At 61.2% G+C, this 14,386-nt stretch carries 13 protein-coding genes; 8 read left to right on the forward strand and 5 right to left on the reverse strand.

All coding sequences use genetic code 11. The annotated features are described in order from the left end of the window. Nucleotides 1-23 precede the first annotated feature (23 nt). Genes dxs through QN370_RS04330 form a run of 3 tightly spaced genes read right to left on the reverse strand, consistent with a single transcriptional unit; the run spans nucleotide 24 to nucleotide 2,997 of the window. Nucleotides 24-1,862 carry a 1-deoxy-D-xylulose-5-phosphate synthase gene (gene dxs, locus QN370_RS04320; RefSeq protein WP_322126446.1) on the reverse strand — a complete coding sequence of 613 codons (1,839 nt, stop codon included), beginning with the start codon at nucleotides 1,860-1,862 and terminating at the stop codon, nucleotides 24-26. 2 nt (nucleotides 1,863-1,864) lie between these two features. Then, nucleotides 1,865-2,749, reverse strand: coding sequence for a farnesyl diphosphate synthase (locus tag QN370_RS04325; RefSeq protein ID WP_322126445.1), 885 nt, complete (start codon nucleotides 2,747-2,749; stop codon nucleotides 1,865-1,867). After that, a complete protein-coding gene (locus QN370_RS04330; RefSeq protein WP_322126444.1) occupies nucleotides 2,746-2,997 on the reverse strand; it encodes an exodeoxyribonuclease VII small subunit in 252 nt (83 codons plus the stop codon). Before QN370_RS04330 ends, QN370_RS04325 begins: the two co-directional genes overlap by 4 nt. A gap of 241 nt (nucleotides 2,998-3,238) precedes the next feature. On the opposite strand from QN370_RS04330, the gene QN370_RS04335 reads away from it, so the two are divergent. The 5 genes from QN370_RS04335 to QN370_RS04355 all read left to right on the forward strand — a co-directional run bounded on the left by QN370_RS04335 (nucleotide 3,239) and on the right by QN370_RS04355 (nucleotide 8,036). Further along, complete coding sequence (locus QN370_RS04335; protein ID WP_322126443.1) at nucleotides 3,239-4,339, forward strand: aromatic ring-hydroxylating dioxygenase subunit alpha; 1,101 nt, start codon at nucleotides 3,239-3,241, stop codon at nucleotides 4,337-4,339. Between the two features lie 7 nt (nucleotides 4,340-4,346). Next, nucleotides 4,347-5,279 carry a DMT family transporter gene (locus QN370_RS04340; RefSeq protein WP_322126442.1) on the forward strand — a complete coding sequence of 311 codons (933 nt, stop codon included), beginning with the start codon at nucleotides 4,347-4,349 and terminating at the stop codon, nucleotides 5,277-5,279. Between the two features lie 124 nt (nucleotides 5,280-5,403). After that, nucleotides 5,404-6,501: a calcium/sodium antiporter gene (locus tag QN370_RS04345; RefSeq protein ID WP_416172131.1), complete on the forward strand. Its 1,098-nt coding sequence runs from the start codon at nucleotides 5,404-5,406 to the stop codon at nucleotides 6,499-6,501. 4 nt (nucleotides 6,502-6,505) lie between these two features. Next, nucleotides 6,506-6,832: a hypothetical protein gene (locus tag QN370_RS04350; RefSeq protein WP_322126440.1), complete on the forward strand. Its 327-nt coding sequence runs from the start codon at nucleotides 6,506-6,508 to the stop codon at nucleotides 6,830-6,832. 361 nt (nucleotides 6,833-7,193) lie between these two features. After that, a complete protein-coding gene (locus QN370_RS04355) occupies nucleotides 7,194-8,036 on the forward strand; it encodes a sulfurtransferase (protein ID WP_322126439.1) in 843 nt (280 codons plus the stop codon). Here QN370_RS04355 and QN370_RS04360 read toward each other — a convergent pair. Both QN370_RS04360 and QN370_RS04365 read right to left on the reverse strand, forming a co-directional pair. Further along, nucleotides 8,023-8,646 (reverse strand): PEP-CTERM sorting domain-containing protein, encoded by a 624-nt coding sequence (locus tag QN370_RS04360; RefSeq protein WP_323581679.1) that lies wholly within the window; start codon nucleotides 8,644-8,646, stop codon nucleotides 8,023-8,025. The genes QN370_RS04355 and QN370_RS04360 overlap by 14 nt on opposite strands. Before the next feature lie 79 nt (nucleotides 8,647-8,725). Then, nucleotides 8,726-9,400, reverse strand: coding sequence for a ZIP family metal transporter (locus QN370_RS04365; protein WP_322126436.1), 675 nt, complete (start codon nucleotides 9,398-9,400; stop codon nucleotides 8,726-8,728). Nucleotides 9,401-9,690: 290 nt separating this feature from the next. Here QN370_RS04365 and xdhA point away from each other — a divergent pair, with 290 nt between their 5' ends. From xdhA to xdhC, 3 genes are read left to right on the forward strand one after another with little or no spacing between them, the layout of a single operon-like run. Continuing rightward, nucleotides 9,691-11,172, forward strand: coding sequence for a xanthine dehydrogenase small subunit (xdhA, locus tag QN370_RS04370; protein ID WP_322126435.1), 1,482 nt, complete (start codon nucleotides 9,691-9,693; stop codon nucleotides 11,170-11,172). Then, entirely contained in the window at nucleotides 11,169-13,493 is a 2,325-nt protein-coding gene (gene xdhB, locus QN370_RS04375; protein WP_322126434.1) for a xanthine dehydrogenase molybdopterin binding subunit, read from the forward strand. The genes xdhA and xdhB overlap by 4 nt, the downstream gene beginning before the upstream one ends. Continuing rightward, the gene (gene xdhC, locus QN370_RS04380; protein WP_322126433.1) at nucleotides 13,490-14,386 is read left to right on the forward strand and encodes a xanthine dehydrogenase accessory protein XdhC; all 897 of its coding nucleotides are present in this window, start codon (nucleotides 13,490-13,492) and stop codon (nucleotides 14,384-14,386) included. Before xdhB ends, xdhC begins: the two co-directional genes overlap by 4 nt.

Raw genomic sequence — 14,386 nt, forward strand, 5'->3', positions numbered from 1 at the left:
TTTTGCCCGCAGAGACTTGCCTCTCACCCGAATCGTTGGCGCACCGAACCAACGATACCGTCGGCATCAAGGCCAACCCCGGCCAGCAGTTGCGCCACGTCACCATGATCGATGAACTCGTCGGGCAAACCCAGATGCAAAATGGGCCGCACCATGCCGGCGGCAGCCAGCTCCTCGGCCACCGCTGAACCGGCTCCGCCCATCAGTGCGCCCTCTTCGACCGTCACGATGGCGTCATGCGTCAGTGCCAGTTCCTTGACCAGTTCAATATCGAGCGGCTTGACGAAGCGCATGTTGACCACGGTCGCATTGAGGCTTTCACCGGCCTGCAAGCTCGGCGCGACCATCGTGCCAAACGCCAGGATCGCAATCCGCTCGCCCTGCCGGCGCACTTGAGCCTTGCCCATCGGCAGCGCTGTCAGCGACGCGACAGTGGCCACGCCGGGGCCCGCGCCGCGCGGATAACGCACCGCTGCCGGACCCGGATGCAGATAGGCGGTAGTGAGCATCTGGCGGCATTCGTTCTCGTCGGAAGCGGCCATCACCACCATATTCGGAATGCAGCGCAGGAACGCCATGTCGTAATTGCCGGCATGGGTCGCGCCATCAGCGCCGACCAGACCCGCGCGATCCAGCGCAAACGTCACATCGAGGTTTTGCAACGCGACGTCATGAATCAGCTGGTCGTAGCCGCGCTGCAGGAACGTCGAGTAAATCGCCAGTACCGGCTTGAGCCCCTCGGTGGCGATCCCTGCCGCGAACGTCACCGCATGCTGCTCGGCGATGCCGACATCAAAATAGCGCTCCGGATAGAGCTGCTCGAAACGCACCATGCCCGAGCCTTCGCGCATCGCCGGCGTGATGCCGATCAAGCGCTTGTCCTGCTCTGCCATATCGCACAGCCAGTCACCGAAAACCTGCGTGTAGGTCTTCTTGCCCGGTACGGTTGCCGGCTTGATGCCGACTTCAGGATTGAATTTGCCGGGACCGTGATACAGCACCGGATCGGCTTCGGCCAGCTTGTAGCCCTGGCCTTTCTTGGTGACCACATGCAGGAATTGCGGCCCCTTCAGGTGCTTGAGGTTTTGCAGCGTCGGGATCAGCGAGTCGAGGTCATGACCATCGATCGGGCCGATGTAATTGAAACCGAATTCCTCGAACATCGTGGCCGGAACGATCATGCCTTTGGCGTGTTCCTCGATACGCTTGGCCAGTTCCCGCATCGGTGCGGGCAGCACCGACTTGCCGACATTCTTGGCGGCAGCGTAGAACTTGCCCGACATCAGCCGCGCCAGGTACTGGTTCAGTGCGCCAACCGGTGGCGAAATCGACATGTCATTGTCATTAAGGATGACCAGCAAATTGATGTCGTCGTAGACCCCGGCATTGTTCATCGCCTCGAACACCATGCCGGCGGTCATCGCGCCATCACCGATGATGGCCACCGCATGGCGACTCTCGCCCTTGGCGCGTGCCGCCAGCGCCATCCCGAGCGCGGCCGAAATCGAGGTCGACGAATGGGCCGTACCGAATGTGTCGTATTCGCTTTCGGCGCGACGCGGAAAACCCGAAATGCCGTCACGCTGACGCAGCGTATGCATCTGGTCACGCCGACCAGTGAGAATCTTGTGCGGATAGGTCTGATGGCCGACGTCCCAGACCAGCCGGTCTTCCGGCGTGTTGAAGACGTAATGCAGCGCAATGGTCAATTCGACCGTGCCGAGGTTGGACGACAGGTGACCACCGGTTTTCGAGACCGAATCGATGACGAACGCGCGCAATTCATCGGCCACCTTGCGCAGCTGGTTGCGTGGCAAGCGGCGCAGGTCCGCAGGCTGGTTGATTGTTTTGAGGTATTCCATTGCTAGGCTTTCCGCTGCACGATCAGGTCCGCGAGGTCGCGCAAATGTCGTGCTTTGTCTCCGAATGGCAGGACGGCACCATGCGCGTCGCACCGTAATTTTTCTGCCAGCGCACGCGAGGGCTCCAGGCCCAGAATCGATACATAGGTGGGCTTGTGGTCGGCCGCGTCCTTGCCGGCCGTCTTGCCCAGTGTGGCCGAATCGGCAGTCGCGTCCAGCACGTCGTCGATCACCTGAAACGCGAGGCCGATCGCTGCTGCATAGGCTTCGAGCGCAGCCGTGGCAGCCGCATCCGGGGTCGTGCCGCACCATGCTCCGAGCAGGACCGAGGCGCGCAGCAACGCGCCGGTTTTCAGGCGATGCATCTGCTCCAGTTCGGCCAGCGTCAGGTCGATACCGACACTGGCAAGGTCGATCGCCTGACCGCCGCACATGCCGGCCGAACCGGCCGCGTCGGCCAGCAAACGCAGCATCGCCACCGCGCGTGCCGGGTCGATTTCCATCCCGGCCAGTACCAAAAAGGCCTGCGCTTGCAATGCATCGCCCACCAGCAGCGCCGTCGCTTCATCGTAGGCAACATGCACGGTGGGCTTGCCACGGCGCAGCGCATCATCATCCATGCACGGCATATCGTCATGGACCAGGGAATAAGCATGGATCATTTCGACAGCCGACGCGGCACGTGCAACATTGGCCGGGGCCGCATCGAACAGTTCGGCGGCGGCCTGCACCAGCAGTGGCCGCACGCGCTTGCCCCCACCGAGCACCGCGTAGCGCATCGCGGCATGCAGCTTCAGCGGCAACTGGCCGGCATCCGGCAGATAGCGATCCAGCGCGCTTTCGGCGTCGGCCTGGGTGGTTCGCATCCAGCCTTCAAAATCGGTCATTCGCCCGCCTCGCCAGCAACGCCATCAAGCGGTTTGAGCATCTCGCCTTCGAGCACCTTGACCTGGCTATCGACCTTGTCGAGCTGGACCGCGCAGAACTTGACCAGTTCGGAGCCGCGCTTGTAGGCAGCGACCGACGCTTCCAGCGGCAACTCGCCGCCTTCCATTTGTGCCACCAGCCGGGCGAGTTCCGCCATCGCGTCTTCAAAGGAGGCGGGAGTGTCTGCAGCAGGAAGTTTTTTTGTCATGGCGGGCACGCGTGATGAGAAGGTCGTCATTTTAGAGCAATCCCCACAATGAGGCCGAAAAGATCCCGGCAACACGGACGCAAGGCCGTTTGACTCCACAAAAAACCCGCCCACGTCTTCGCGGCCCGGTCAGGTATAATCGCCGGTTCTGTCCAAGAATTCCCTTTTTCATATTATTTGAACACAGGTTTTTGCGGGTTCTTTCTCTCTTAGGTTGGTGAAAATTAATTTGGGGGTGGGGATGTCCGATCTGGCTACCAATGCCAAACTGGTGCGCTCCAGCGCACAGCTTCCGGTCAACGTCTACTTCGACGCAAAGTTATACCAGCAGGAAATCCAGCAATTGTTCCGTCAGGGACCACGTTATGTCGGCCATCAATTAATGGTGCCCGAGATCGGCGACTTTTCCACGCTGCCGTGGGAAAACGAAGGTCGCATGCTGGTGCGCAATGCGCACGGGATTGAACTGTTATCGAACGTCTGCCGGCATCGCCAGGCCAAGATGTTGAACGGTCGCGGCCATGCCACCAACATCGTCTGTCCGCTGCATCGCTGGACGTATGACTTGCGGGGCGAACTGCTGGGCGCGCCGCACTTCGCCGAAACACCATGCCTGAACCTGTCGAAGACCGCACTGCAAAACTGGAACGGCTTGCTGTTCGAGCAGAACGGTTTCGATGTCGGTGCCACGCTCGGCCAGCTTGACGTCATGCCGGCACTCGATTTCGACGGCTATCTGCTGGACCATGTCGAGGTCCACGAATGCAACTACAACTGGAAAACCTTCATTGAAGTCTATCTGGAGGATTACCACGTCGAACCGTTCCATCCGGGCCTGGGCAGTTTCGTCAGTTGCGATGACCTGAAATGGCAATTCGGCAAACACTTCAGCGTGCAAACCGTCGGCGTGAAGCAGGGACTGGCCAAGGCCGGTACACCGAAGTATCGCAAGTGGCAGGAACAAGTTCTCAAGTTTCGCAATGGCGCGGTGCCCGACTATGGCGCGATCTGGCTCACGCTGTATCCGAACGTGATGGTCGAGTGGTATCCGCATGTGCTGGTGGTGTCGACGCTGTGGCCGACCGGTCCGCAAACCACGACCAACGTGGTCGAGTTTTATTATCCGGAAGAGATCGTGCTGTTCGAGCGCGAGTTCATCGAAGCCGAACGGGCGGCCTACATGGAGACCTGTCTCGAGGACGATGAAATCGCACTGCGCATGGATGCCGGCCGCAAGATCCTGCTTGACCGTGGCGTCAGCGAAGTCGGTCCGTACCAGTCGCCGATGGAAGACGGCATGCAGCATTTTCACGAGTGGTACCGGGCGCACATTGCATTCTGATCGCTCGATGCAATCTCTCTGGATGCTGCTGGCGACCTTTCTGTTCGCCATCATGGGCGTGTGCGTCAAGCTCGCTTCGGACTATTACAGCATCGCGGAAATCGTCATGACACGCGGCACCATCGGTGTCATCGTCATCGGTGCCCTGGTGTTCCTGCGCGGCGACACGCTGCGTACCCGCTTTGCCGGCCATCATCTGTGGCGCTGCACCGTTGGCGTCATCGCCTTCTGGATGTGGTTTTATGCGATCGCCCAATTGCCGCTGTCGATGGCGATGACCCTCAATTACATGGCCCCGATCTGGATCGCTGCGATCCTGTTCATCGGCGGCTGGTGGCGCGGTGTGCGCAGTTTCGAGCCCGGCATGATAGGGGCGATTACAGCCAGCTTTGTCGGCGTGACGCTGTTGCTGCAACCAGCGATGCATGCGTCGCAATGGGTGGGCGCGCTGGTGGCGCTGGCTTCCGGCATGCTGGCAGCGCTGGCGTATCTGCAGGTGCGCGAACTCGGAAAAATGGGCGAACCGGAATCCCGCGTGGTGTTTTATTTCTCCTTGACCAGCATGCTGGCGGGACTGGGCGGCATCATGCTGGCACCAGGCCCGATGAGCCAGGCCGCGCTGTGGCATGTGCCGTCAAGCAAAGGACTGCTGTTGTTGCTGGCTATCGGCGGCTGCGCCACGGTCGCGCAAATGGCAATGACGCGCGCGTATCGCCTTGGCAAAGTCCTCGTCACCGCTAACCTGCAATACACCGGCATTGTCTTTTCCAGCTTCTGGGGTGTGCTGTTGTGGCAGGATGTACTGGGCTGGCTGGGCTGGAGCGGCATCGCGGTGATCCTCTCGAGCGGCCTCATTGCCACCTATTACAACACGCGCAACCTCAGCCACACCACGGTCCCGGTGACCACCTCGGATCCGATTTCAGCCGAAACAATGTGACCAATGGTTCCGTTGACGGAAAACGCAACGGCGGGCATGTTGACGCACAGTGGCGTGGTCAAGACGGCGATCTTGATCTTGATCTTTAGTTCGCTCAACTTTTCCTGAAAGTCTTTCCATGCTGATGCAATTGCTGCTGTTCATCGCGGGTCTCGTTGCCCTGGTCGTGGGTGCCAGTTCACTGGTGCGCGGCGCCTCCAAGCTGGCGCTCTCGTTTGGCATCTCGCCGCTGGTGGTCGGACTCACCATTGTCGCCTTCGGGACCAGTGCGCCGGAAATGGCAGTCTCCACCGGCGCGGTGCTCAACGGCCAGACCGACATCGCCATCGGCAATGTCGTGGGCAGCAATATTTTCAACGTGCTGTTTATTTTGGGAATCAGTGCGCTGGTCGCGCCGCTGATCGTGCATGTGCAGCTCATTCGCCAGGAAGTCCCCATCATGATCGGCTCGGCCTTGCTGCTGGTCGCGCTAGGTCTCGATGGCACGCTGAGCTGGTGGGAAGGCATCCTGCTGCTGGTCCTGATGGTGGTCTACACCGTGTTCCTGATCCTGCAATCACGCCGCGAGTCGTCGGCCAACACTGCCGGATTCACTGCCGGATTCACTGCCGAATTGCCGCCCGTTGCACCGCAAGCCTGGGACGGCAAGTGGCCAGCGCAGGCGGCCCTGATCGTTGTCGGACTGATCTTGCTAGTGCTGGGTTCGGATTGGCTGGTCTCGGCTTCGGTGGTATTTGCCAAGGCGCTAGGCGTGAGTGACCTCGTCATCGGCCTGACCATCGTCGCGGCGGGCACGTCCATGCCCGAAGTGGCGACTTCCCTGACGGCGGCATTCAAAGGCGAACGTGACATCGCGGTCGGCAATGTGGTGGGAAGCTGCACGTTCAACATCCTCGGCTGCCTGGGTCTGAGCGCTCTGGCCTCGGGCACGCTCGGCTTGCCACTGGCACCGTCGATATTGACATTCGACATCTGGGTCATGCTGGCTGCGCTGCTAGCCTGCCTGCCTGTCTTCCTCAGCGGCCGCGAAATCGCACGCTGGGAAGGTGGCGTATTCCTGGCTTACTACGTCGCGTATGTGGCCTACCTGATCCTGGCGTCGCAGCAACATGACGCGTTACCTGGCCTTTCGTCAGTCATGCTTGGTTTTGTCGTACCCTTAACCATCATCACATTCGTCGTCGCCCTGTTGCGCGAGAAACCGTCTGGCGCGACTTCGTGAATGGATGTGGACGTTGCTCATTGGACGGGGTGACTTAGTTACCGCAGTCAGCGCATCCGGTGCAATGCCCTGCGGTTATTGCACCCTACGATTTGATGTTGATGTTGATGTTGATGTTGATGTTGATGTTGATGTTGATGTTGATGTTGATGTTGACTTTGCAGTTGCAGTTGCAGTTGCAGTTGCAGTTGCAGTTGCAGTTGCAGTTGCAGTTGCAGTTGCAGTTGACTTTGACCTGTCCCGCATTGAAGCAGCTGCCAAAAACGGTAGTCAGGCAAGGGATAAGAGGGGCGCATGTCTGAGCGAAGCGAGTTTGCGACCCTCCCCTTGACTGACTACCGTTTTTGGGAACCCGAAGGGCAGCCGCTTCGCGGTCGCCTTTTTCTTGGTTACTTCTTTTTGGCGAAGCAAAAAGAAGTGACCGGCTGCCGGGCCGCCCCCGGCTTGGTCATGACGGAGAGACAGCCGCTCAATCAACCGCAGCATCGAAACTGGATGGCAAGCGCTCCGCAATCCGCAAGCAGGGTCAGAGTAATTTTCGCGATACCCCTGCGAAAAAAACTCTGACCCTGGTTGCTGCGTGGCGGAGCGCATGCAGAATCAACTCCCGCAGACAGTGCATCCGGTGCAATGCCCTGCGGTTATTGCACCCTACGATTTGTTGCAGTTAACCCTCTAACAGGAGTCAAGCAATGCCCACCACCACCCTGATCCCCGCCACCGCAATCAACCCCGACACCCACCTCCTGATCGACTGTCGCCACGACCTGACCAATCCGGAAGCCGGGCGTATCGCCTACACTGAAGGCCACATCCCGGGCGCGCGTTTCGTCCAGCTCGATGACGACCTCTCCGGTCCGACAACCAGCGCCGACGGCAGCTTCGCCGGCCGCCATCCGTTACCGAAGATGGCTGATTTCATCGAGACATTGCGCCGCCTCGGCGTCAATGACGACAGCCAGGTCGTCGTCTACGATGCCCACGGCGGGATGTTTGCAGCACGGCTGTGGTGGATGTTGCGCTGGGCCGGCCATGCGCAAGTCGCGGTCCTCGATGGCGGCTTGCCGGCGTGGATCGCGGCCGGTGGTGTCACGACGACTGCCATGGCGCTGGTTACGCACGGCCACATCACGGCGCAGCCCGCACTGACCCGCACAGTCGATGTCGATCAAGTCCTGGCCAGCCTCGGCTCGACCACGCTGACCATCGTCGATGCCCGCGCCGCAGACCGTTTTCGCGGAGAGAATGAAACGCTCGACCGCGTCGGCGGCCACATCCCCGGCGCGAAAAATCGCTGCTTCAAGGACAATCTGCAAGCCGACGGCCGCTTCAAGCCAGCCGATCAGTTACGCGCAGAATTTGCCAGCGTCCTCGCCAACCCGGCGACTGGCGTGATGCAGTGTGGCTCCGGCGTCACCGCCTGCCACAACTTGCTGGCACTGGAGATCGCCGGTCTGCCAGGTGCGGCGCTGTATCCGGGATCATGGAGCCAGTGGAGTGCCGACACCACGCGGCCGGTCGCTACCGGCGCTTAATCAACACCCGAGCCGAACGGCGTTTGAGGGACATCGCACCGAGCAGTGCCAGTCCACCCAGCAGCAGCGAAAGATTACCCGGCTCGGGCACCGCAGAAGCCAGCGCCGCCAGCATCATCGGGCTGGCCGGCACCAGCGGATCGCCAAAATACAGGATGCTTTCGGCGGTAACAGGGTTCACGAGCCGCTGCGCAAACGGGCCTTTGACACCGTCGTAGGCGGACTGGAAAAAGAATGCCACGCCATAGTCATGGGCGGTCGCATCAGGCCATTTGTCGTAAAAGTGCAGGACACCGCCACCGAGTCCGAACAGGTTGTTTTTTTCCTCGATCACGTAATCCCAGCTAGCGCCGGAATCGATGTGCAGGATGCCCATATCGGAAAAATAGGGCAGGTAGAAATCCGTCATGTTGTGACGGGTGTAATAGTCGAACATCCCGCCGGAGGCATAAACCGCATAGTCGAATGATCCGGCCTCGTTGACCGAAGCAAACGTCATCGCCTCAGGTGCCCCGGAGGACTGTGTCGACACCGCCAGCGCCGGCACAGAAGCCGATACCATTAGCGCGATTGCTGCCCACTTTACCGCCCGGCCGGATGCAATTTTCATGGTGGTTTTCTCTCGAGCAACGATTTACACAAGGATTTGTGATCCTTATGATAATCATTATTCCCATTGCAACAGCGCTCTAATGATGCCGTGTCATTAACACCACAATGGCAATGCCCAATGTGATCAACAGCACTTGCGGAATGGTTTCGCGCAGTGTGGCGCGGCGCTGCATTTGCGGCATCAGGTCACTGACGGCAATGTAGATGAATCCCGACGACGCAAACACCAGCACGTACGGAATCCATTGCATGCCTTGCTCCAGCGTGAAGTAGCCAAGCAAGCCGCCCAGCACCGCCATCAAACTGCTCAGCAAGTTGTAAAGATACGCCCGCTTGCGCGAGAACCCGGCATTGAGCAACACGATGAAGTCGCCGATTTCCTGCGGGATTTCATGCGCGATGATGGCCAGACCGGTGACGACGCCGAGTGTCGGGTCGGCCAGGAACGCGGCGGCGATCAGGATGCCGTCGGTAAAATTGTGCATGCCGTCGCCCACCAGAATCATCCATCCCGCCTTGCCGGCCGCGTGCGCGTCGTGGCCATGGTGGTGGGCGTGACCATCGCCTTCGTGATGATGCGAGTGGCGCAGGATCGCGGTTTTTTCGAGCAGGAAAAAAAGCAGCAAGCCGCCCAGCAGCACGGCGAACAGCGTGTGGGTGTCGGCACCGGACTCGAAGGCTTCCGGCAACGAGTGCAGGAACGAGGTCGACAGCATGATGCCAACCGACAGGCTGACCATGCGGTCGACCATTTTTGACAACAGTCCGAATGAAAAAATCGCGGCAGCCGAAATGCTGAAAACGCCCGATATGGTGGTGACGAACAGGATGCTAACGAGGATGGTATTGATGGCAGTCCCGAATGGTCAGGCAGAAAAGTCCCAAATTATAGAACACCCGGTCAGGCTGACTACTAAGCACATTCAAGAGCGAACCGATAGTGCGATCGACCAGCGACAATACCCGTCATCTGCCAACGCATATGGCAATGCACCGATCAACTGCTAACCTAGCGCGATACGATCACCAAGGCCCTGTCCCCATGTCCGAGTCCATCCGTTTCCATTTCCGTGGCGCGATCCAGGAGGTCGATGCCGCCGCACCATTGCGCACCGTGCTGCAGCACCTGCGCGAAGAACTGCATTGCACCGGCACCAAGGAAGGTTGCGCCGAAGGCGATTGCGGTGCCTGCACGGTGCTGGTCGGCCAGTTGCGCGATGGCGCACTGCAGCTTGAACCGGTCAATGCCTGTATCCGCTTGCTGCCAACACTCGACGGCAAGGCACTCTTCACGGTCGAAGACTTGCAGCAAGCCGATGGCACGCTGCACCCGGTCCAGCAAGCGATGGTCGACTGCCATGGTTCGCAATGCGGCTTTTGCACGCCCGGCTTCGTGATGTCCCTCTGGAATCTGTACCTGCAGCGCGAAGGCCAGTCAACACCTCCATCGCGCCAGCAAGTCAACGATGCGCTCTCGGGCAATCTGTGCCGCTGCACCGGCTACCGGCCCATCATTGCAGCAGCCACGCGGATGGGACAACTGCCGCCGGTCACCTTCGATCGTGCCGCCGTCACCGCCGCCCTGCTACCGCTGCACAGCACGACGCTGCGCCAGCACGCGCTGGCTGACGGTCATACGTTCTTCGCGCCACGCACTCTGTCGCAAGCAATTCAATTGCGTACAAGCCATCCGGCTGCGACCTTGCTGGCCGGATCGACCGATGTCGGCCTGTGGTTCACCAAGCAGTTGCGTGTGCTCGGCGATATTGTTTATCTGGGTGAAGTGGCCGGGCTCGCGGCGATTGAGCGCAGCGCGTCGCATCTGCATATCGGCGCGACCGCTTCGCTGGAAGCGTCCTATCAGGCCATCTGCCAGCACTACCCGAACGAACTGACCGAACTATGGCAGCGCTTTGCCTCGCTGCCGGTGCGCAATGCCGGCACGCTGGGCGGCAATGTCGCCAACGGTTCACCGATCGGCGACTCGATGCCGTGGCTCATTGCCCTCGGTGCCGAAGTGGTCCTGCAAGGCAGCACCGGAACGCGCACGCTGGCGCTGGAAGATTTTTATCTCGGCTATCAGAAAAAAGATTTGCAGCCCGACGAACTGGTCACGGCGATCCGCATCCCGCTACCGCAAGCCGGTCGGCAATGGCGCACTTACAAACTGGCCAAGCGCTTTGATCAGGATATTTCAGCGGTCTGTGCAGCCTTCTCGATCCGGCTTGATGGCGAGTTGATCACCGACATTCGCATCGCCTTCGGCGGCATGGCCGCCACGCCAAAACGCGCCAGTCATGCCGAACAGGCCCTGCTCGGCCAGCCGTGGAACGACGCCAGCCTGACCCGTGCGATGGCGGCCCTGGCCAGCGATTACACGCCGCTGAGCGACATGCGCGCCTCCGGCACATATCGGATGAAGGCCGCACAAAATCTGTTGCGCCGCTTCTGGTTCGAAACCCGTACCGATGCGCCGCTGACCGCCGGGCAGGTCAATGCCTTTGCCCATGAAGGTATCCAATGAACTCGCGCACCGAACTGCCCGGCGTCTGGGCCGAAGTCGGCCGCTCGCATCCGCACGAATCGGCCATGCTGCATGTGCTGGGAAGCGCCACCTATGTCGACGATGTCGCGGAGCTCCACGGCACGCTGCATGCAGCACTCGGCCTGTCGCAACAGGCGCATGCCACGTTCACAGCGATCGACCTCGCTGCCGTGAAGGCCTCGGCCGGGGTCGTCGCCGTGCTGGTCGCTGCGGACATTCCCGGCTTCAATGACTGCGGTCCGATCATTCATGACGATCCGATTTTTGCCGACGGACTGGTGCAGTATGTCGGCCAGCCGCTGTTCGTCGTGGTCGCTGATACGCACGACAATGCACGCCGTGCAGCCCGGCTTGCGCAGGTCGATTACACCGCACTGCCCGCCCACCTGACACCCGAGGCAGCGCACGCCGCGCAATCGTATGTCTTGCCGCCGATGCGCTTGCAGCGCGGCGACGCGGCGGCGCGACTGGCGCAGGCACCGCGTCGCGCCAGCGGCACGCTGTCGGTCGGCGGTCAGGAACAGTTCTATCTGGAAGGTCAGGTGGCCTACGCGATTCCGCAAGAAGAGCGCGCAATGCGGGTGCTGTGTTCGACCCAGCATCCGTCCGAAATGCAGCATGTGGTGGCGCATGCACTGGGCGTGCTGGCGCACCGCGTGAACGTCGAATGCCGGCGCATGGGTGGCGGCTTCGGCGGCAAGGAATCGCAGTCGGCCCTGTGGGCGGCAGCAGCGGCGATCGCGGCCGACAAGCTCCAGCGTCCGGTCAAGCTGCGCGCCGATCGGGACGATGACATGCTCGTCACCGGCAAGCGCCACTGCTTTCGATACACCTACGAGGTCGGCTACGACGACACCGGTCGCATCCTCGCCGTGAAGCTGGAGATGGTGCTGCGGGCCGGTTATTCGGCCGACCTGTCCGGCCCGGTCGCGACCCGCGCAATCTGCCATGTCGACAATGCGTACTACCTGTCGGATGTCGACCTGCGGGCGTTTTGCGGCAAGACCAACACGCAATCGAACACCGCCTTCCGCGGCTTCGGCGGACCGCAAGGTGCGCTCGCCATCGAATACGCGATCGACGATATCGCGCGCACGCTGGGCATGGATGCACTCGACATCCGGCAGCGTAATTTTTATGCGGAGGCCGGGCGCGACGTCACGCCGTACGGCCAGCAACTCGACGACAACGTCATCGCCCCGCTGGTCGCCGAACTGGAAGCCAGCAGCGAGTACCGCCAGCGCCGCCATGCCGCACACGCCTTCAACGCGACCAGCCCGATCCTGAAAAAAGGACTGGCGATGACGCCGGTCAAATTCGGCATTGCCTTCAACGTCAATCACCTCAATCAGGCCGGTGCGCTTGTACATGTGTATGTCGATGGCTCCGTACTGGTCAATCATGGCGGCACCGAAATGGGCCAGGGCATCCACACCAAGGTCATGCAGGTTGTCGCCCATGAACTTGGCATACCGCTGGCGCAAGTGCGCATCAGCGCCACCGACACCGCCAAGGTCGCCAACACCTCGGCCACCGCCGCCTCGACCGGGGCCGATCTCAATGGCAAGGCGGCGCAAGCGGCGGCGCGGCAGATCCGCGACCGGCTGGCCGCATTCATCGCCAGCCAGCACGGCGTGAGCGCCGATAGCGTGGACTTCGCCGATGGCAAGCTGCTAGTCGCAGGAGTGGCCTTCCCATTTGCCGAAGTGGTCGCCAAGGCCTATCTGGCACGGGTGCAATTATGGTCCGATGGGTTCTACGCGACGCCCGGCCTGCACTGGGATTCGGCCAGCATGACCGGCCATCCGTTTTCGTATTTCGCGTACGGTGCGGCCGTGGCCGAAGTCCTCATCGACACCCTCACCGGCGAATGGAAATTGTTGCGCGCCGATGTGCTGTACGACGCCGGGCAGTCGCTCAATCCGGCCATCGACATCGGCCAGGTCGAGGGCGCTTTCATCCAGGGCATGGGCTGGCTGACTACCGAAGAACTGTGCTGGAACAAGGACGGCAAGCTGACCACGCATGCGCCGTCGACCTACAAGATTCCAACCGTCTCGGATTGCCCGGACGACTTCCGCGTCGCGCTGTTCGACAACCGCAATGTCACGGACAGCATCCATCGCTCGAAAGCCGTCGGCGAGCCGCCGCTGCTGTTGCCGTTCTCGGTCTTTTTTGCGCTGCGCGATGCGGTCGCCAGCGTCGGCGACTACCGCATCAATCCGCCACTCAATGCGCCGGCAATCAGCGAAGAAATCCTGAAGTCGATCGAGGCCGTACAACTGGCGAGTGCGCCGTGAACGCGGTGCTTGTCACCGTCGCCAGCGTCGAGGGGTCGGCACCGCGCGAAGCCGGCGCGACGATGCTGGTCACGCAGGACGGCCAGCGCGACACCATCGGTGGCGGTCATCTGGAATTGCGCGCGGCCGAGATTGCCCGCGCGATGTTGGTGTTCCCAGAATCGCGCCGGCTCGAACGCTTTGCGCTCGGTCCCAGTCTCGGCCAATGCTGCGGTGGGGTCGTGCAACTGGTGTTCGAATGCGTCACTGACGAGCACCTTGCGCCGCGCGACACGCACCGCACCAGCTGGCGCGTGGTCTCGCTCGATACCGATGCGCCGCCGTTGCTGATCACGGACGAAGCGGCATTGGCCTTTGATCCGGCGCTGCCGACCCGCCTCGTCGTCGATGCCAGCGGTGGCCACTGGCTGATCGATCCGCGTCGCGCCTGGACGCCGCACTTGCTGCTGTTCGGTGCGGGTCATGTCGGCGCGGCCATCGTGCGGGCGCTGGCCGACTTGCCGTGCCATGTCACATGGATTGATGAACGGGCCGACGCCTTCCCTTCCACCGTCCCGGCCAATGCCACCATCGACGTCACCGATGCGCCCGAAGCCCTTGTCGCGCACGCCACCGCCGGCAGCAGTTTTCTGGTCATGACGCACAGTCATGCCCTCGATCAGCAACTGTGCGAAGTCATCCTCGAACGCAATGATGCCGGCTGGTTCGGCCTGATCGGTTCGCACACCAAGCGCCAGCAATTCGAACACCGTTTGCTGGCACGCGGCATCCCCGCCGAACGACTGGCCGGTATGACCTGTCCGGTCGGCATCACCGGCATCAGCGGCAAGGCACCCGGCGTCATCGCCGCCGCTGTCGCCGCACAATTACTTCAAGTCTGGGAATCCGTTTGA

This window comes from Actimicrobium sp. CCI2.3, assembly GCF_035019065.1.
GTDB lineage: Bacteria > Pseudomonadota > Gammaproteobacteria > Burkholderiales > Burkholderiaceae_D > Actimicrobium.

What these genes read in the sequence shown, in the direction of transcription:
- QN370_RS04340 (WP_322126442.1), top strand. Translation starts at nt 4,347, where the DNA reads ATGCAATCTCTCTGGATGCTGCTGGCGACCTTTCTGTTCGCCATCATG.
- QN370_RS04335 (WP_322126443.1), top strand. Translation starts at nt 3,239, where the DNA reads ATGTCCGATCTGGCTACCAATGCCAAACTGGTGCGCTCCAGCGCACAG.
- QN370_RS04330 (WP_322126444.1), bottom strand. Translation starts at nt 2,997, where the DNA reads ATGACAAAAAAACTTCCTGCTGCAGACACTCCCGCCTCCTTTGAAGAC.
- xdhA (WP_322126435.1), top strand. Translation starts at nt 9,691, where the DNA reads ATGTCCGAGTCCATCCGTTTCCATTTCCGTGGCGCGATCCAGGAGGTC.
- QN370_RS04325 (WP_322126445.1), bottom strand. Translation starts at nt 2,749, where the DNA reads ATGACCGATTTTGAAGGCTGGATGCGAACCACCCAGGCCGACGCCGAA.
- QN370_RS04345 (WP_416172131.1), top strand. Translation starts at nt 5,404, where the DNA reads ATGCAATTGCTGCTGTTCATCGCGGGTCTCGTTGCCCTGGTCGTGGGT.
- xdhB (WP_322126434.1), top strand. Translation starts at nt 11,169, where the DNA reads ATGAACTCGCGCACCGAACTGCCCGGCGTCTGGGCCGAAGTCGGCCGC.
- QN370_RS04350 (WP_322126440.1), top strand. Translation starts at nt 6,506, where the DNA reads ATGTGGACGTTGCTCATTGGACGGGGTGACTTAGTTACCGCAGTCAGC.
- QN370_RS04365 (WP_322126436.1), bottom strand. Translation starts at nt 9,400, where the DNA reads ATGGTCGACCGCATGGTCAGCCTGTCGGTTGGCATCATGCTGTCGACC.
- QN370_RS04355 (WP_322126439.1), top strand. Translation starts at nt 7,194, where the DNA reads ATGCCCACCACCACCCTGATCCCCGCCACCGCAATCAACCCCGACACC.
- QN370_RS04360 (WP_323581679.1), bottom strand. Translation starts at nt 8,646, where the DNA reads ATGAAAATTGCATCCGGCCGGGCGGTAAAGTGGGCAGCAATCGCGCTA.
- dxs (WP_322126446.1), bottom strand. Translation starts at nt 1,862, where the DNA reads ATGGAATACCTCAAAACAATCAACCAGCCTGCGGACCTGCGCCGCTTG.